The organism is Spirosoma litoris, from assembly GCF_054776755.1.
The window spans coordinates 23,053-42,218 of sequence record NZ_BAAHBI010000037.1; the positions used below are offsets into that span (position 1 = coordinate 23,053).

15 protein-coding genes are annotated in these 19,166 nt (G+C 47.0%); 7 read left to right on the forward strand and 8 right to left on the reverse strand.

The annotated features are described in order from the left end of the window. The first annotated feature begins 242 nt into the window (after nt 1-242). From ACYVGR_RS23315 to ACYVGR_RS23325, 3 genes are all read left to right on the forward strand, one after another. Nucleotides 243-503 carry a hypothetical protein gene (locus ACYVGR_RS23315; RefSeq protein ID WP_460961237.1) on the forward strand — a complete coding sequence of 87 codons (261 nt, stop codon included), beginning with the start codon at nt 243-245 and terminating at the stop codon, nt 501-503. A 20-nt stretch (nt 504-523) separates the two neighbouring features. Then, a complete protein-coding gene (locus tag ACYVGR_RS23320; protein WP_460961239.1) occupies nt 524-940 on the forward strand; it encodes a hypothetical protein in 417 nt (138 codons plus the stop codon). A gap of 509 nt (nt 941-1,449) precedes the next feature. Then, a complete protein-coding gene (locus ACYVGR_RS23325; protein ID WP_460961241.1) occupies nt 1,450-3,819 on the forward strand; it encodes a gliding motility-associated C-terminal domain-containing protein in 2,370 nt (789 codons plus the stop codon). Nucleotides 3,820-4,029: 210 nt separating this feature from the next. On the opposite strand, the gene ACYVGR_RS23330 is transcribed toward ACYVGR_RS23325, so the two are convergent. The 3 genes from ACYVGR_RS23330 to ACYVGR_RS23340 all read right to left on the reverse strand — a co-directional run bounded on the left by ACYVGR_RS23330 (nt 4,030) and on the right by ACYVGR_RS23340 (nt 8,236). Beyond that, a complete protein-coding gene (locus ACYVGR_RS23330) occupies nt 4,030-5,727 on the reverse strand; it encodes an N-acyl-D-amino-acid deacylase family protein (RefSeq protein WP_460961243.1) in 1,698 nt (565 codons plus the stop codon). A gap of 196 nt (nt 5,728-5,923) precedes the next feature. Continuing rightward, complete coding sequence (locus ACYVGR_RS23335; protein ID WP_460961245.1) at nt 5,924-6,472, reverse strand: YceI family protein; 549 nt, start codon at nt 6,470-6,472, stop codon at nt 5,924-5,926. 204 nt (nt 6,473-6,676) lie between these two features. Further along, nucleotides 6,677-8,236 (reverse strand): serine hydrolase, encoded by a 1,560-nt coding sequence (locus tag ACYVGR_RS23340; protein ID WP_460961247.1) that lies wholly within the window; start codon nt 8,234-8,236, stop codon nt 6,677-6,679. Between the two features lie 96 nt (nt 8,237-8,332). Between ACYVGR_RS23340 and ACYVGR_RS23345 the strand changes: the two genes are divergently transcribed. Beyond that, nucleotides 8,333-9,844 (forward strand): M28 family peptidase, encoded by a 1,512-nt coding sequence (locus ACYVGR_RS23345; protein ID WP_460961249.1) that lies wholly within the window; start codon nt 8,333-8,335, stop codon nt 9,842-9,844. A 55-nt stretch (nt 9,845-9,899) separates the two neighbouring features. Here the strand turns inward: ACYVGR_RS23345 and ACYVGR_RS23350 are convergent, their stop codons facing one another. Both ACYVGR_RS23350 and ACYVGR_RS23355 read right to left on the reverse strand, forming a co-directional pair. Then, entirely contained in the window at nt 9,900-10,577 is a 678-nt protein-coding gene (locus ACYVGR_RS23350; RefSeq protein WP_460961251.1) for a response regulator transcription factor, read from the reverse strand. A gap of 163 nt (nt 10,578-10,740) precedes the next feature. Beyond that, nucleotides 10,741-12,111, reverse strand: a complete 1,371-nt coding sequence (locus ACYVGR_RS23355) for a hypothetical protein (protein WP_460961253.1) — start codon at nt 12,109-12,111, stop codon at nt 10,741-10,743. A gap of 349 nt (nt 12,112-12,460) precedes the next feature. Here ACYVGR_RS23355 and ACYVGR_RS23360 point away from each other — a divergent pair, with 349 nt between their 5' ends. Next, nucleotides 12,461-13,636: a serine hydrolase domain-containing protein gene (locus ACYVGR_RS23360; protein WP_460961255.1), complete on the forward strand. Its 1,176-nt coding sequence runs from the start codon at nt 12,461-12,463 to the stop codon at nt 13,634-13,636. A 145-nt stretch (nt 13,637-13,781) separates the two neighbouring features. After that, the gene (locus ACYVGR_RS23365) at nt 13,782-15,017 is read left to right on the forward strand and encodes a TlpA family protein disulfide reductase (RefSeq protein WP_460961257.1); all 1,236 of its coding nucleotides are present in this window, start codon (nt 13,782-13,784) and stop codon (nt 15,015-15,017) included. A gap of 69 nt (nt 15,018-15,086) precedes the next feature. Here ACYVGR_RS23365 and ACYVGR_RS23370 read toward each other — a convergent pair whose 3' ends face one another. Further along, nucleotides 15,087-15,305: a VF530 family protein gene (locus tag ACYVGR_RS23370; protein WP_182462537.1), complete on the reverse strand. Its 219-nt coding sequence runs from the start codon at nt 15,303-15,305 to the stop codon at nt 15,087-15,089. A gap of 452 nt (nt 15,306-15,757) precedes the next feature. Between ACYVGR_RS23370 and ACYVGR_RS23375 the strand changes: the two genes are divergently transcribed. After that, the gene (locus tag ACYVGR_RS23375) at nt 15,758-18,430 is read left to right on the forward strand and encodes an MGH1-like glycoside hydrolase domain-containing protein (RefSeq protein ID WP_460961260.1); all 2,673 of its coding nucleotides are present in this window, start codon (nt 15,758-15,760) and stop codon (nt 18,428-18,430) included. A 45-nt stretch (nt 18,431-18,475) separates the two neighbouring features. On the opposite strand, the gene ACYVGR_RS23380 is transcribed toward ACYVGR_RS23375, so the two are convergent. Continuing rightward, a complete protein-coding gene (locus ACYVGR_RS23380; protein WP_460961262.1) occupies nt 18,476-18,811 on the reverse strand; it encodes a type II toxin-antitoxin system HicB family antitoxin in 336 nt (111 codons plus the stop codon). 49 nt (nt 18,812-18,860) lie between these two features. Further along, nucleotides 18,861-19,103 (reverse strand): type II toxin-antitoxin system HicA family toxin, encoded by a 243-nt coding sequence (locus tag ACYVGR_RS23385; protein ID WP_460961264.1) that lies wholly within the window; start codon nt 19,101-19,103, stop codon nt 18,861-18,863. Nucleotides 19,104-19,166 lie beyond the last annotated feature (63 nt).

Here is a 19,166-nt window from a genome sequence, read left to right on the forward strand (position 1 = left end):
ACGACTCTTTTTGCCGTATAGATAAATAGAAGCAAATAGGCCATTATAAGCTCAGAAAGGGCATTATAAATCGGTAAACGCACTATCTGTGAATTGAAGCCGAAGAAACGCTAACCTGTCTACCTGTTAAAAAGTATTAAAAGCAACTGTCAATCCCGAACGCTCAAACACCCTATTCGATGCCATAGCTGTACGTCACCTTTTAAACCGTGAAACAGCGGATAACCTGAATCGCTCATCCAATGAAACGTACACCCAACACCAACCCAACCAACCAGGCACAAGCAACCAAACAAGTTGCGCTGCACGTTTTACTATCGCAGTCTGAAGACGACTTTTACGGTAGCCTGCAACGCATCTGGAACAATGTAGTGCAACTCGAAGATATGGGCATCATCCAGCAGGAGAACGATAAGTTTATGTACGCCTACCGCTTTGCCGAAGCCGAACTTAAGCGAGTGTATGTCGATCAGTACACCCAAAACTCCACCCAGTCTCTTTAATTCACGTTGATTCAGTTCGCATGAAAACCTACCAGAATGAGCATCTCATGGTGGAAGTGGATTGTAGTATACACCTGTTGCAACAAACCTGGGTAGGCTTACCGACCAGCGAAAACTTTCGAGATGGTTCTCTGGCAATCCTGGCATTAGCGAAACGGCATCAGATAAAACGATGGCTGATCGACTTAAGGCAGTTGCGGTTGTTTAACCCAATGGATTTACATTGGTTTATTAATCACTGGCTCCCACAGGCAAACTCGGGCATGGTTTTACCGCAACACGCCCGAGTCGCGATCATTTTAAACGACCTCAATCAGTTCGGAAAATTGGGGCCCGATATGATCTTACGCGCTTCTGGCGCTCTGAATCAGTCATTGAGTAGCCGCTATTTCGTCGGAGATGAAGATACCCGGCCCTGGTTACTCCTGAACCCATAAAATCAGGTTGTCACCGAATGGCGTTCTTTAGATTCGATAGATTTTACCTAAATACTAAAGGTTACTTTCCATCAAACCTAAAGAACGCCATTCGGCAAACCCACTTGGTATAAATACTCAAGATTGATTTAATGGTCATTGCAACAGAATGAACAGCGCTAGCGTATTCTCAACTACTGGACAGATACCAATTTTTTAGACAGAGTCTACTAGTGCTTTGACAAAAATAGACTCTAACTGTTTCTATCGATTCTCGGGCCGCCCGCGCGGTCGATTCTATTGCACTGATAATCAGAAATGATAGAATTAACCGCGCGGGCGGCCCCGAGAATCGATAGAATCTAAATTGGACGAGCCCTATTTATCTAGAGGTCCTATTGACTTACTTCATAATTATTCGGTAACTTGTTAATCCTCTACCAGTTAACAAGCCCTTGTAAGTAAAGAAAGTACATCCCACCACGCAGTCGTATTGAGAGAATGAGCAGGAGAAATAGAACGACTTGTTTATGCGTCTTTTTACTTTTCAGTTGTTGGCGTATCTTTTTGTGCTAGGTTACTCACTCACGGCGTGGGCAAGTCACCAGGTTGGCGGTCAGATAGAAATGGCTGCCATTGGTGATGTGCCGGGGCATTTTCGAATTATAGTCACCAATTATCTGGAGGACGGCACGCAGGGTATAGCCCGTCAATCGAACACTGGAAGGTTAGGGATTTACCGGATTCGTGATAATGCCCAGATGATGATTTTCTCTGTTCAGCAAACGGGGGCTAAAGCACCCGTTACGTACTCGAACACATTTTGTGCGGCTCAACGTAATTTGAAGTTCGTTGTATGGATATACGAAGCGACAATTCAGCTTACTCCAAGCACTTATAACGATACACAAGGATACTATATATCCTATCAGACTGGAAATCGAAATACAGGTATTAATAACATCAACAACCCCGGCCAAACAGGATTTACCTTTTACCTTGAATTTCCGGCTCTCGTTCAAAATGGGCAAGCTTTCGCCAATTCATCCCCACATTTTGGGGCTATTAATGGTGAGTATGTTTGCATTGGTACTCCGTTTACATTTCCCTTTGGCGGTACTGACCCCGACGGTGATGAATTGCGGTATTCCATGATAACCCCACTAGGTCAACGGGGTTCAGGCCAGAACTCCGTATCGTCAGCACCTTATCCTGATATAAGTTGGTCCTCAGGTTACGGAGCCAATAATGCCATTCCTGGAAATCCTACCCTAAATGTCGACGCTCAAACGGGCGAATTATCGGTTACGGCCACTCAGTTAGGCTTATTTGTCTTTGCCGTTAAGGTTGAAGAATATCGAAACGGTATAAAGATTGGCGAAGTACGGCGCGATTTCCAGCTATTGGTTGTCGATTGTCCTCCACAAACTACCCCCGATCCTGCCGTTCAAATTCTGAATCTTCCCAATATTATGAGTAAAACCATCTGTCAGGGCGATTCGGCAGTACTTAAGGCGGTGGTGGATACTAGCTGGAACTACCAATGGCGTCTCGATGGCATTAACATAGCAGGCGCAACAAGCCCAACCTTAACGGTACGTCAGTCGGGTGAATACTCGTTGGTTGTATCGCAGAAGGCAGTCTGTAGTAAGACGGGAAATTCAGAAGTTCTGACCATTACAGTCATTGGAAATGATGCCAAACTATCAGTAACCGGCCATCTGTGTGCCACAACCGGAAGTGTAAGCCTCCATGCCACCAGCAACGCCAATGTTACCTACCAATGGTACCGTGACAGTCAGTTACTTTCAGGCATCCCATCGGTCGACTCCCTGCAAACGAGTCAGACAGGAAAATACTGGGCCGTATTAAGGGAAAAAACATTAGGCTGTAAGGCAAATACCGATACCGCAGCAATTACCCGTTCGGCAGCCGTTACAGCAGTGATTACATCAGCTTCTGGCTTTAATCGCATTTGCCCAAGTGATTCCTTACAACTAAATGCTAGTGGTGGCATTAGCTACAACTGGCAAATGAACGGCACTAAAGTTGGCACTACTAGTTCATCTTACTCGGCCAGCCAGGCGGCAAGTTATGTGGTCGTAGCAACCGATATCTTTGGTTGCGAAGGTACATCATTGCCAGTTTCTGTCACTCAACTCGCGGCCGTAGTTGTCACATTTGATTCAATTCCAGGCGTTTGTGGCCCAAACGTACCTGCGTATTCACTGATTGGTTCCCCGCCGGGAGGTACATTTGCTGGTGCTGGTGTAACCGATAGTACGTTTAGTCCAAAGTTGGCGGGGGTTGGAAATCATCCAATAACTTATACTGTTAAAGCCGCCCCTGAATGCGCTGGGACAGTGGCTACGCGAATCGCAGTCGTGGCACCCGTTCCCACGATTCAACTGGCCAATTCTATGACTACTTATAAAGGCAATACATTTACGATGGACCCCGTTTATTCTGGGAATCCGATTCAGTATCAATGGACTTCCGCTACATTTTTAGATAGTGCGGGTAAAGCAAATCCATTGGTGATGGATATCCAGAATGATATAACATATACCATCGATGTAAAAAACAGTACAGGTTGTGAAGCCAAAGACACCATTCGTATTACAGTATACGAACGTCTGTTTGTGCCGGACGCCTTCAGTCCAAATGGCGATGGACTCAACGACACCTGGGAATTGTTTGGTATCGAGGCCTTTCCGGAGGCCATTGTAACCATCTTTAACCGCTGGGGCGAAGTAATTTACTCATCTGGGAAGGGCTATACCAATCCCTTCGACGGAACGTTGAATGGTACCTCGCTACCCACTGGTGTGTATGCGTTTACGCTGTATACTGTCCCTCAGAAACCCGTGATTCGAGGCAGTTTGATGCTGGTTCGGTAGTTTTTTCGACAGGATTTACAGGATAAAACAGGATTGAAAAAGCTAGTGCTTTACCAAAATAGATTCTGGTGATTCTATCGGATCCCATTGACGATATTCTGCTGATAATCAATACCTAAAACATCAAGTAGAATCATAAGAATCTCTAGAATCTAAATTGAAAGAGTACTAAAAATATCCTGTAAATCCTGTCGAAAAAACGTTAATGTGCTATAGTTTTTCTTTCTTTCGCCCCGGTCCCCAGATAGCCCGGCCTGGAAAAACGTTGGTGTGCTCGCCATCTTTCAGGACGATCTTGCCGTTGATTACCACATGTTGTACACCAACAGCATATTGAAATGGATCGGCAAAAGTGGCTTTATCGGCAATGGTAGCTGGGTCGAAAATAACAACATCGGCAAAATAACCTGGTCGTAATAATCCCCGATTCGGTAATTTATGATTGGTTGCGGGTAAACTGGTTAACCGTCGAATGGCTTCTTCCAGCGACATAACCTTCTCATCTCGCACGTATTTACCAAGTAACCGGGCAAAATTACCGAACGTTCGGGGGTGAACGATCCCATTGTCCTTACGATCCTGCGAAATAGACGCGGCATCAGAACCGAAGGAAACCCAAGGCTGACTGATGCCTTTTTTTACGTTTTCTTCCGACATCAGGAAGTAGGTCGTCTCTACCCGACTCTTATCGGCAACGATTAAATCCATGACCGTTTCAATAGGGTCTTTATGCCAGATTGTGGCTATCTGGCCAAGTGTTTTCCCATTGTATTTTTTCAGTGAATCAACCTCAAAGGCCGTTAGCAGGATGTTGTCAGTAGAACCAGCTAACTGAAACATATTCTCCCAATCGTTGCCTTTCTGCTGCACTTCAGCCTTTAATTTCTGGCGGGTAGCGGGGTCTTGCAATCGCTTCCATCCCGCCATAAATCCGCCATTGAATAGATAGGGCGGCAGGCAGGAAGTAAGACCCGTTGCCCCTGCCGTATAGGTGTACATGTTGGCAGTCACATTCTGCCCCTGCTTTCGGGCGTTATTAATTAACGTAATCGTCGATTCCATTCTGGGCCAGTTGCGTTGTCCCGATGCTTTAAAATGATAGAATTCTACAGGAATATTGGCCCGCTTACCAATGGTAATCAACTCATTAACACCTTCCTCAAGTCGATCTCCTTCGCTTCGGATATGGGCAATATAGCGCCCCCCGTAACGTCCAGCTTCCTGACACAGAGCCACAAGCTCGTCGGTATCAGCAAAGGAGTTGGGTGGATAAATAAGTGCCGTTGTTATCCCTAAGGCACCTTCTTCCATCGCTTTGCGAACAATCGCCCGCATTTGGTCCAGTTGTGCGGGAGTTGGTTTTACATCGGCCTCGCCCAGCACCACCTGGCGAACCTGAGCAGCACCAAGGTAGGAAGCTATGTTAGAGGTAATTCCTTTCTTCTGGAGCTTAGTCAAAAACTCAGCCAGTGTTGTCCAGTCGCAAGTCAGCTTGTACGGTTTTAAATAGGCGTTAACCTGTTGCCGTTGCTCATCAGTACTAATTGGTCCCCAGGAGTCTTCACCAAACACTTCCGTTGTTATCCCCTGTTTGGTATCGCTCATGGAATGGCCATCCCGTAAGAATTCCAGCCCAGTGTGCGACAGCACATTAATAAATCCCGGCGCTACTGCCTTTCCCTGAGCATCTATAATTGTGGTGGCTTTTGCCTTCGGTAGTTTCCCAATTGCAACAACCCGATCGCCCTGGATACCTACATCGCCTTGCTGAGGTGGCTGACCTGATCCATCATAAATTAATCCATTTCGGATCAGAATATCGAACTGACCGGTTGCTGGTTTTATCGATTGAGCAAACAAATGACCCAGGCAGGTCACGAAGAAAATGAGGAGAGGTATAAATCGCATAGCAGGTTGTTTAATACCCCAAAATACGAACTGGCCATCAGAAACCCATTTTGAATGAAAACTTTGTTCATTGAACCCATCGGCTACTTTCTGTCAGGCGGCTTCTGAACGCAAGCCATAAAAAAATCCGATACGAACTGACAGTTAATCAATTCGTATCGGATTCAATTTGTGCCTATGTAATTCAGGCTATGTCTTAAGCTTGTTTCGTCAATTGGATGTTCAAAACGAGTTTAACATCGTCGCTCACTACTACGCCACCCGCTTCGGTTACACCATTCCAGGTCAGGCCAAACTCTGCGCGCTTAATTGTACCAACGATCTCGAAACCAGCTTTGGTCTGGCCATAAAAATCCTGCATCTGGCCGCCATGCTCAACCTTCAGCGTCACTGGCTTCGTAATACCACGAATGGTCAGATCGCCGGTTAGGCTATAGGTGTCATCACCGGTTTTGGTGAAGCTGGTTGATGTAAATGCCAGTTTTGGGAAATTTTCAGCATCGAAAAACTCAGCTGACTTCAGGTGCCCATCGCGTTGTTCCTGACCTGTGCTAATGCTGTCAATATCAGCAGAGAATGAAATTTTTGCATCAGCAAAATCATCACCAACTGTTTCAACCTGGCCTTCGAACTTACCAAACGAACCCGTTACGGTTGAAATAACCAGATGTTTTACTTTGAACTGAATTTCGGAATGAAGGGGGTCAATAACCCAAGTTGTTGCGGTTGCGGGTTGTGCTTCCATGTTGTTGTGTTTCTAATTACGTGTATCAGTATTTGATGTATATACATTTAATTAAAGAAAAATGTTTCAACGCCCATAAAACTTTTTTCAAATTGCGCGAAGCAAGGAGATAACTAAAAGAAAATCAGTGGGTAACGATTTTATAAGTAGAGATATTTATGTAAAAATCAATAGCAGACCGGCTCAGGTTTTAGCGCTCTCACTTCATTTACCGCTTCCTACCCCTTTCTCTGTAGGCTCTGGTGCTTTGGTTAGCTCCATGCCAGCACCACTTAGTTTAGCAACTTTCCCTTTGGGGTCAAGGCTGAAACTAACAAGGTCTTTCCCATTCCAGAACTGATCATAAGTAAGTTGGAACGTATCGAAATGCCAGTGGTTTAGGTAGCCCGTTAGTAGATTATTAATCGTTGCGTAGAGTCTGCCATCTTTTAACGTCAGGTCTACTTTTCCATAGAGAGGGTTCGTATACGAACCTACATAGGCTGCTAAGGGTAAAGAAGGCTTTGTATTCAGGACACGCGTGCTGTCGGCTTTTCGTTCGGCAGCCTTCGCATGCTGCTTAAAGCCACCATATAGCTTCAGAAAGTCAGCGCTCCAGTCATTTGATACTCCTAAACCGAACTCATCGAAGGCGCGATACATGAGTGCATGACGCAGCTCGGCATGATCAAGATTACCCTGCACATAGACAGCCAGTTTTTGGTCGGGCAGTTGCCCATGAATGGCGACCATACCTGTCAGACTTCCGGTATGGAAATTCACCCGATGCCCTCGGTAATCGTGCTGAAACCAGCCTAATCCATAGGTTTTCCAAACGGGCTTGGTTAGCTGCTGCGTCGGATAAAACTGTGCATCCGTAACCAGCGTCTGGGGTTTAAATAACTCAGCCCAGGTGGCAGGTTTTAGCAAGGCTTTGCCATTGATTCGACTACTGTCGAGCATACAGATCATCCAGGTAGCCACGTCGTCGGGGCATGTCCAGATCGAACCGGCTGGGCCAACGGCATCGACCAGCCCCTCTTCCAGTGGACTGTTTACAGCTCGAACAGTATCATGAACTTCCACATGTGGTTTTGCCCGATTGGTTTCACTGGCAACTTCCCGGAAAAGTGCTTTTGTTCGGCGCATACCCAGCGGCTCAAAAATGCGGGTGCGAATGAAAACATCCCAGGGCTTACCGCTTACTTTTTCAATGACTTTACCAGCCGCTAAATACATAATGTTCTGGTAAATAAAGCTCGACCGTAGCGAATAGGTTGGCTTGATGAGCCGCATCCGATGCAGGATTTCGTCGGAGGGAATTTGCATAGCGGCCCACAGCACATCGGCATTGCCAACGCCGGTATTATGAATCAACAAATCGCGCACACGTATTTCGCGCGTAACGGCAGGGTCATAGAATTGAAAATCGGGCAGGTAGTTAATGACCAGATCATCCCACTGAAGTTTGCCTTCATCAACGAGCATACCAATACAAGCGGCTGTCATTGCCTTGGTTGTTGAGGCCATTGCAAAGAGGGTCTGGGTATCTACTGACTCCGAATGACCTAATTCGCGAATACCGTAGCCTTTCTTCAACAGTACTTTGCCATCTTTCACAACCGTGACGGTTAGTCCCGGCACGTGCCAGTCCCGAACCGCCTGCTGAACGTAGGCATCGTAATGCGCAACGGGGTCAATGCGTTTTTTCGTTGATTGCGCCCAGAGGGGGTGTATAATAAAATGGCTGACCAGCAGCGTAAAAAAGAGGAGAGTAGATTTCATGGTAGGTTGTTTATTGGCCTAATATAAGATTTTCCAGGCGCAGGTCGAACGGAGCGCTGCGTATATTTGTCAAAACAACTTCTTATCTGTACAACCATGAATTCCATCAACAAACAGAAAATACGGCGTTGGCTGACCGCCTTTCTCATGTTACCAGCGTTTCTCTTATCCTTTGTAAGCTTTAGCCAAACCAAAATTGCAGCTTCCAAAGCCACAAATGGTTTATCGGCAATTAAAGAGAGCGATATTAAACGAGATCTTTTTGCCCTCGCGGGTGATCATTTCCGGGGCCGCGAAGGTGGCTCCCTCGACGAACTAAAGGCTTCGGCCTGGATCGCCGATCAGCTTCGGGCTATGGGTTTGCAACCTGCTGGCGACGACGGAACCTTCTTCCAGTTTTTTCACATTCAGCGTACCCGTATCACCGAAACGAGCCGTTTGACCATTGGAAGTCACCAGCTCACTCACGGTCAGGATGCGTTTATCCTGGCACCAGCCATTGCATCGGTCGATGCCCCGCTCGTATTCGTGGGTAAAGGCACACCCGAAGAATTAGCGAAAGTCGACATAAAAGGAAAGGCTGTGGCCCTGGAGTTTTCAGGAACAGGTCCTGCTGAACTCAGCTATCGCCGGTTTTTATTTGGCACGATGAATCGTCGGGCAGCTGAGTTAGTCAAAGCGGGGGCGTTGGCAGTAGTTTGGGTCTCCAATGAGCAGGCTCAATTTTATTTCGACCGATGGACAACGGGCCTCGAACGTGGTCGGTATGATTTGCCAGGGGGAGCTAATACCCGCGTATTTTCGCAAGCCCCAACAGTTTGGCTTCCGGCCAGTGCGCTCGACTGGGTAAAACAACCGAACCAGCAGTTTACCAACGTTGTTAACGTCGAGAGTTTCAATTACCCTTCGGTCAACATCGTCGCGAAAGTGCCGGGTACCGACCCAAAACTGAAAGATGAGTATGTCCTGTTTAGCACACACCAGGATCACGACGGCGTTCGGCGGGCTGTAGCCGGTGATTCGATCTGGAATGGGGCCGACGATAACGCCAGCGGCTGCGTGGCTACGATGGCTATCGGACGAGCTTTCGTACAGAAACCGGGCAAGCGCTCAGCACTCATCGTCTTTCATGGTGCCGAAGAGCGGGGCTTGTTAGGCTCTCGTTATTACGTAGAACATCCGACTGTGCCTAAAGAATCTATTGTAGCAGTGCTGAACGCCGAGATGATTGGCCGCAACGCCCCAGACAGCGCTGCCATATTAGGTCAACAGTCGCCACACCGAAATTCAACCGATCTGGTGAATGCGGCTTTGGCCGTTAATGAGTCGGAAGCGCATTTTAAGTTGGATATGCTTTGGGACAAGCCAGACCATCCAGAAGGCTGGTATTTCCGTTCGGATCACCTCCCCTACGCTCGTGCAGGTATTCCGGCTATTGCCTTCACAACCTTGCTGCACCCCGATTACCACACTCCGAAAGACGAACCCGACCGGATCAACACGGCCAAAGTGACGCGGATTGCCAAGTGGATTTATCTAACTGGTTGGGATGTAGCCAATCGGCCAACGCGCGTTCGGGTCGACGAAGGGTTTAAATTGGAGCGATAATAATAAGTGGTGTCGGTTATTAGTAACCGACACCACGGCATTGCAAATAAACTAGCTAAGGCGCTCTTAACACATAGCCCTCGCCAATAACCGTATGAATAAGTTTGGGAGCACCGTCCTGGTCTATTTTCTTCCGTAGCAAGCCAACATATACCTCAATCGAGTTACTACTCATAGCGTATTGCATATCCCAGACCTGTTCAGCAATTGTAACTCTGGAGATAACCCGCCCCTGATTTCGCATCAGATATTCCAGCAATTGAAATTCTTTCGCCGTCAAGTTGATCGGGCGATTGCCACGCCGGGCAGTTCGTTCATCCAGATTCAGGACCAGATCAGCTACAGCGAGCGTCGTTTCAGACTTTAAATGACCTGTTTGCCGTCGAGTCAGAGCCCGCACCCTGGCCATCAGAATATCGAACTGAACTGGTTTCACTAAATAGTCATCTGCACCAACATCTAAACCGGTAACGATATCATGGGTTGCTCCCAACGCACTCAACATCAGAATGGGTGTTTCCATTTCCTGTTTTCGGAGCGCGGCCACCATATCCTGCCCATTTTGCCGAGGGAGATTAACATCGGCAATAATCAAGTCATAAGGGTAATCGAGGGCCATTTTTTGTCCCATAATTCCGTCGGACGCGATCTGAACATGAAAGCCATTCGCTTCTAAGCCTTTCCGAAGGAATCCAGCAATCGACGCTTCATCTTCTACGATGAGTATATGCATAGTTTGTGATAAACGTTGGGCGAAAATAGAAAAACTTCGTCAGCAACGTATCATGGAAAGCTTATCCCTGATCCGGCAAATCCTGACAGAAAGAAAAAGTAAAGCCCCAAATCAACTGATCCGGGGCTTTGACGATAGGTAATCGTTGTACTGACCAATTCATTTATCGACGGCCACCGCCACCGTGGAAACCTCCGCCGTGGAAGCCTCCGCCACTAAAGCCACCACCGCCAAAGGATCGCATACCGCCACCACCCCAGGATTGCGAGTGATAGGTATTGGCATTGGTGCCCATGTAACGACCAGGCGATGCTACCCGAGCGCCATTATTTACCGTGCCTGATGACCGAGTGTATTGACCGGCATTAGTTAGCCAGTTACCGCGCCCAATGCCAGTGGTTGGGCCAAATGTCCGACGAGCGGCCGACATAAAGCCTGCGTTACCGGGTGTCAGGATACGATGCTCGCCCATAGTACGGGTGTAGTACGTATTGAAGCGGTTGTACAGGTGTGGGTACACATAACGACCCGTTCCAAAAAACCAGTTGGAGAAGCCCAGCGAAGGCAAACCAAACAGCACCATATTCCCGCCCAATCCGTAATAGAAACCGGTTCCATACCACCAGGCCGATGGATACCACATTGGTGATGCATACCAGTAAGGATAGCCAAAGAAATAAGAGTACGGATTCTGGTAATAATACGAGCTATTTACCCAGGCAGGGTTCGGATTGATTCCGCTGTTGTACCCATTAGCCTGTGCATAGGCCTGGCTGGCCTGCTGTAATTCTTGTTTAGCCTGAGGGTCATTATTCAGTTGATTCTGATAATCAGCCAACTCCTGCTGATTTTGCACCTGAAGGCTGTCGTGCAGCGCAGTTAGATCTTTCGTAACCTGATCGGGATTGGCAATGTAGGCTAGCCCTAATTGAGTCGTTTTATCGATCTGATCGGTGAGTTGAGTCATCACATCAGGCATATCAATCAACTGACGGAACGCACTTTGCGTGGGGACATCCAGCGGATTAATCAGGTTATCGAACGCCTGCTGTGCCTGCTGATTAATGTTGTCGACCTGAACCAGATCGGCATTATGATGGCGATACAATTTCCAGGTTGATGTCTGCAAATCGGCAGGCATATTTTTGGTCAGGTTATTCACCGTTTGTTCGTTCGATCCTGCAGGCAATGTAGCCAGAGCGTGCAGAACGTCTGGGTAGCGAGACAGGTCATAAAACCAGGCCTGTTTACTCTGACCATACGATTGAATCACATTATTAAATGCCTGTTCGCTATTGGCCCGCTGTTGCGCTAGGGCTGTGAGTATACCAGGTTGTACGCTGGCTAATAAGATCGACCGGCGCACATCGTCGCGATAGGGCGCAATGGCCGAAACGATAGCTTTATCGTCGGCAGGTGCGGTTTGTTGATCTGGTACTGTAGTTTGGGCTATGGTAGTTTGCCATCCTGCCGACAACAGCCCAAGGGTAAGCACCAGTGCTTTTGTTGGGATGATTTGGATGAACGTTTTCATGATTGTCGATAAGGCGTTAAGCCTTCTTTTTCAATTACAGTTAGTTAATTTAACTATCAGCAGGCAGGTCCGATTTCGGCAAAAATTCGGTGCAAACTTAGGTCGCATCTGCCCGTCTTACTGACTGTACAAACAACGCCAGACGGGCTAAAGAAGGAGTAAAAGGCGGGTTAATGTTCGGTTAAAATTGTTTTTTCTGACAGGATTTACAGGATAAAACAGGATTGTTTCTACACTTATCAATCCTGTTTTATCTTGTAAATCCTGTCAGAAAAAAAACTTGACTAACTTCGGTGCGAGCTACTCCTTTACATGTACAATCTGAATTCAAAAACGACATCAACAACGTATGCCATTTCCTCTTTTACGCAAGCTTACTCTCTGTACACTGGCTCTGGCCACCCTATTAGCCTGCCACCAACAGCCCTCGAAATCAACAGTTTATTTCCCACCGAAAGGTGATAACTGGGCACACATTGCTCCCGAAAAAGCGGGTATGGATGCCGCCTTGCTCGATCAGGCCGTTGCTTTCGCCAAAACCCAGGAGACGACCCAGATGACCCCTAACTTTTCGACTCAGGAAGAAATCTTCGGTAAGTTACTCGGTCCAATGCCCACCAGCCGGGCTGCTACCAATGGGGTTGTCCTCCGGCACGGTTATATCGTGGCCGAATGGGGCGATACCCAACGTCCTGATCCGACATATAGTGTGGCCAAAAGCGTATTATCGACGGTTACGGGCATTACCCTCGAACGGGGTATGATTCCAGACATCCATGATCCAGTAGCGAAACTCATCCACGATGGCGGCTATGATTCTGAGCAAAACAAGGCAATTACCTGGGAAGATCACCTGACCCAAACCAGCGAATGGGAAGGAAACATGTGGGGCAAAAACAGTGATTTTGTAGGGAAAGAAGCCTTTGGTAAAGGCGAACGGAAACCGCGTGACTTGAAAAAGCATGGTACTTATTACGAATACAACGACGTTCGCATCAATCGCCTGGCCCTATCGCTTCTCCGTCTGTGGAAAAAACCAATCCCTGATGTTGTCCGGGAACAAATCATGAATCCCATCGGTGCTTCCGACACCTGGCAATATATCCCTTATCCAAACGCAGTGGCCGATGTCGATGGCAAGCAAATGCCATCGGTAAGTGGCGGAACCCGCTGGGGCGGTGGCTTACGAATCAACACCCGCGATGAAGCCCGCTTTGGTTACTTATTTTTGCGACAGGGCCGTTGGGGGAATCAACAAATTGTGTCGGCGGATTGGGTAAAGAAGGCAACCACTCCAAGCCCATTTGGCCCGGATTACGGTTATTTATGGTGGCTCAATACAGGCACAAGTTCAACCGGTAAGAAAGCCTGGCCCGATGGACCAACCTCAAGTTACGCTGCCATCGGTGCAGGCTCCAACACCATCTGGATTGACCCAGAGCACGATATTGTCATTGTCTGGCGCTGGCACAACGGCAGCCCAAATGAGTTAATTAAGCGTGTATTGGCGGCCGTAAAAGAGTAGTTGGAATGATGTTTGCCCGAATCGTAGCGTGGACTTCCAGTCCGCATAGCCAAAGGCTAATTTGCAAATTCTTAATTTAGCCTTCGGCTACGCGGACTGGAAGTCCACGCTACATTAACGCTACTTAACCTAAATCTCCAAACCTATGAACGTTTTCAAATTTGCTTTACTGTTATACCTGGTTGGCATCGGGCAGCTATTCTCTCAATCTATTTATCAGGGACCCCAGCCCGAAGCCATATTTACGGCAGCGGCTGAAAAAGCATTTCTAACCGATTTCAACGCAAAGTTTAAGGCTGATTTTAACACCACGGGTCAGTATGCGAAGCTACAATCGACTGGCCTGGATAGCTGGGAAATGGAGCTTTTCGACGCTCGTAAAGCCCAATCGGCTTTCTATAAATCGTATCCGCAGGCTGCCGAGTTCTCGGAAGGGTTCAAGCAGTACATCGAGGCCTGTATTCGCTGGAATTACTGGCATTTGTTATTAGCCTACCCAATCCTCCGCGGGAATGCCCAAATGGCCCAGGCAAATGTGATGTCGCTCCCATCAGTGATGGTTGACGACTTGGCGACAATGAAAGTAAGTGACGAAGCGGCCTTACCAGCCGAACCTTATCAGAATTTTCTGTTTTTCTACGTCACGTACTTCAATTCGAAGGCCCGGAATTTTGCCAAATACAACCAGAACGACATTAAAAACAGCCTGTCTGAAAAAGCTACATTTGCCCGCCAACACCTGACAGGCAAACCTTATCAGTATGCTTTGGCGCGGGTGCTCGTCGAAAACTGCGACAAAACGCCCCCTTCGGCGGTTCGGGAAGCGTTTGGTATACTGAGCAGCACGCCTAATTCGGCGGGGTATGTAGCCGTTGTGAAAACGCGTTGTGGGGAAGTCATGGCCCGCAAAGACGAACCCGTTGTGGCGGCAACCGACAAAAAGAAAGTTGTCGATCCTAAAGCTTTCTCATTTGCCAACCAGAACGGGGAACCTGTTACGCTCGATGAGTTTAAAGGCAAAGTCGTTTACCTCGATGTGTGGGCTAGCTGGTGTGGCCCATGCCGTGCCGAGTTCCCATTTTCTAAACAACTCCAGGAACGTTTGTCGAAGAAACAGAAAGAACAGGTAGTTTTTCTCTATCTCTCCATCGACGACACGGAAGAAGTCTGGAAAAAAGCCCTCAATACACTTCAATTACAGGGAGAACAGGGCTTATCGAAGGGAGGATGGAAATCTAGAACCGTCCAATATTTTGGCATTCAAAGCATCCCGCGTTATATCCTGATTAATAAGAACGGACAGGTTACCGATGCCGACGCCAAACGCCCCAGCATGACAGACGCCATTCTTCAGGATATCGTAAAACTGATTAGCGAGTAATTCAACTCTCACTAATCGGTTGATTTTTAGGCTTCCCAGGAAGATCATAAAAATCAGCGTTCTATAGGTTTAACGCATAACCATTTGCAAATAGAGTTCTTCAACCTGTTTTCGTGCCCAGTCTGTTTTGCGTAAAAACGTCAGACTTGACTTGATGCTGGGATTACTCGTAAAGCAATTAATTCTGATTTTCTGACCAAGTCGTTCCCAACCATAGTGAGCAACCAGTTCCGTTAGAATCGCTTCGAGGGTTTTCCCATGCAATGGGTTATTAACTTGTGTATTCATGACGCAAAAAACGGTTAAAAAATGATATGGGCCGTTAAAGCTAGACGTTCACGACTAATTAGGAAGTTAAAATCACAGAAACCAGGTAGGTATAAACTCTAAACAGTTGTGCTGTGATACAGCCAGTTAACGCTCTTAGTCGACCAAAAATGGTTACCATATTAAAGCATCTGTAAACAAAGTTTTAGCTACCTCAGTGACATACTAAAAGGATGATCCGTCTAAAGAGCAAAATTTGTAAAAACAAGTCGGTTTAAAGTCAGGTCGTTTTTTAGCACTAATTAGTAAATTCAACGGCTTTTTCGTCAATTCACACATCAATTGCAGCGAAAAACCTGCCTACTTCAAGCGAAAATTTTCAAATATACTCGGCACGCATACTATCTTTGACGCTTGTAGTTGCCTAAATATCTATCTCAACCCGCCGTAAGGGTCAACTTATATATAATACCATGCCGATAGCTGAACGCGAACGCATTTACGAACGAGCCGATAACAAAGGCTGGAAAAAATGGGGGCCTTATCTTTCTGAACGCGCCTGGGGCACTGTTCGTGAAGATTATAGTCCGTATGGCGATGCCTGGAATTTCGTTTCGCACGATATGGCCCGCTCACGCGCCTACCGCTGGGGCGAAGAAGGAATTGGTGGCATTTCTGACAACAAAGGCCACATTTGTTTTGCACTGGCGTTCTGGAACCACAAGGACAACATCCTCAAAGAGCGTCTTTTCGGGCTGTCAGGCCCAGAAGGCAATCATGGCGAGGACGTAAAAGAACTGTACTATTATTTAGACAGTACACCGACTCACTCCTACATGAAGATGCTTTACAAGTATCCTCAGCAGGATTTCCCCTACAACCGGTTGGTGATTGAAACAATGCGTCGGGATCGGCAGGCCCCCGAGTTTGAATTGACCGACACCGGCATTTTTGATAAAGACGAGTACTTCGATATTTTCATCGAGTACGCCAAAGCCGATCAGAATGACTGGCTGGTAACCATTACAGCGCATAACCGTTCCGACAAAGAGGCTCCGCTCACAATACTGCCAACCATTTGGTTCCGGAATACCTGGTCATGGGGTTATGAGCAGTATAATGCCCGGCCCATGCTTAATGGCATTGCCAACAACCAGATCGAGGTGAATCACAAGCAATTAGGCAAATACAAGCTCTATTGCGAGGATGCAGACCAGTTGCTGTTCTGCGACAACGATACCAATACCGAGCGGCTATACGGCCGACCTAATGTGGCGAAGTATCCGAAAGATGGAATCAATAATTACATTGTTTCGGGTGGTAAAAAAGGCTTTATTAATCCTAATCAGATCGGGACTAAGGCGTCAGCTCAGTATACAAGGAAGGTTCCGGCGGGCGAAAGTGTCAGTATTCGGCTGCGTTTCAGTGATCAAACTCATATGGCTCAGCCTTTTGACGATTTTGATACCATCTGGAAAAAGCGTCTGACAGAAGCCAATGATTTTTTTGCCAATCTGCAAAAAAACGTCAAAGATCCTGAACTTCAGGCCATTCAACGGCAGGCGTATGCCGGTATGCTCTGGAACAAGCAGTTCTATTATTACAATGTAAACGAGTGGCTCAAGGGCGACCCTAAAATGCCCGTACCATTTCAGGGACGTGTCTACGCACGGAACGAATCCTGGCGGCATATGTACACAGCCAATATTCTATCCATGCCCGACAAGTGGGAATACCCCTGGTTTGCAGCCTGGGATTTGGCATTCCATACCTTGACGCTGGCTCGTTTAGACCCTCACTTTGCGAAGCGCCAACTGGCCGTTATCCTGCGGGAATACTACATGCACCCCAATGGACAAATTCCGGCTTACGAATGGAATTTTGGGGATGTAAATCCACCTGTACATGCCTGGGCAACCTGGAAAGTTTACGAAATTGACCGTGACCTAAATGGTGTGGGCGATGTAAACTTCCTGGAGCGCGTATTCCATAAACTGTTGCTGAACTTTACGTGGTGGGTAAACCGCAAAGACGTATCGGGCAACAACATTTTTGGTGGCGGTTTCCTTGGTTTGGATAACATTGGGGTATTTGACCGCAGTCAGCCCTTGCCGATGGGTGGCCGTATTGAGCAGGCCGATGGCACAGGCTGGATGGCGATGTATACGCTCAATATGCTTCGAATTGCTTGCGAGATTTCGCTCACCCGGCCTAGCTATCAGGATATGGCCAGCAAGTTTTTTGAGCATTTTCTGCACATTGCTTCGGCCATGAATAACCTGGGTCGTCAGAATATCAGCCTTTGGGATGAGGTAGACCAGTTCTACTACGATGTGTTGCACATGCCCGATAACAACGCCCGATTGTTGAAAATCCGGTCGATGGTGGGATTGATTCCGCTCTTTGCCGTCGAAATTCTGGACGAAGCGTTGTTATCGAAACTGCCTGATTTCAAACGTCGGGTTGAGTGGGTGCTTACGAATCGGCCCGATCTGGCTTCGCTCGTTTCGCGCTGGCATGAGCCGGGTAAAGGCGAAACGCACTTGTTAAGCTTGTTGCGTGGGCACCGGATGAAGATGATCCTGAAACGAATGTTCGACGAAACCGAATTCCTGTCTGATTATGGCATTCGAGCGCTGTCGAAATTCCACGAAAAGACGCCTTATCAGTTTGAGTTAAACAGCGAGGTTTTCCAGGTTCGTTACGTTGCCGCAGAGTCGGAAATGAGCATGTTTGGTGGCAACTCCAACTGGCGTGGCCCCATCTGGTTCCCGCTCAACTTCCCCTTGGTTGACTCACTCCTGAAGTTTTACCAGTATTACGGTGATGATTTCGAAGTGGAATACCCAACCAATTCTGGGCAAGTGATGAGTCTTAAAGAAGCCGCTATGCATGTCACCGAACGGCTTATCAATATTTTCCGTCGTGACGAAAACGGTCGAATAGCCGCTTTCGGGCATGATAAAAAACAACAGGACGACCCACACTTTCAGGGGCTTTACCTATTCTACGAATACTTCAACGGCGACAATGGCATGGGCTTAGGCGCCAGTCACCAAACCGGCTGGACAGGCCTGGTTGCCGATCTGATTGAGTATTGGTATAAGTTCCAGCCCGAAACCGTGGCGCTACCCGCAGGGAAGTAATAAAAAGCACAAAGCCGGATTTAACGTCCGGCTTTGTGCTTTTTATTACTTCCCGACATATCTACTAACAGCCTCTATAATCAACTGATTTAGAGAAATTCCTTTTTCCAACGAAGCAATTGCCACTTGGCGATGCAGCTCTGGCTTCATACGAATGTTAAATGAACCCGAAAAACTCTTTTCCGGCTTCTTTCCAACGGCTTCACACAACTCCAAGTAATCTTCTACAGCCTCTACAAATGCCGAATCAAGTTCGTTAACGCTGGTTCCTTCAAACGTTACCAAGTCAGTGATAAACTCAAGCTTCCCGTGAAAAATTCTGTCGTCAGCATTATATTGTACAGAGCCGACAAAATCCTTATACTTCATTACATTTTCCATAGTATGCCTATATCTAAAATCTTACTATACGCTCTTTAGTTACATTTAACTAAATCCCTAAAATATCTAACACATCCTTGATCTGATAGGATTTTAAAATATCCCCTGGATGTGGTTTATGTAAACGAATTATTTGCTTAGCCTTATTTGCAAACGCCCGTCGACTTCCTGCTGTCTTTCCTGTACTAATTTCCTCATAACCATAATAAGATAGAACTTTAACTAATTCACTCCAAGTAAGGTCTTTGGGCTTTGCTTTAACTCTTATCAACAATTTCTCTATTGTACTCATTGTACTAGTACTCTTCCAATTTAATGATTAGATAAAATTAAGTATCTTTCCGACATGGGCCAA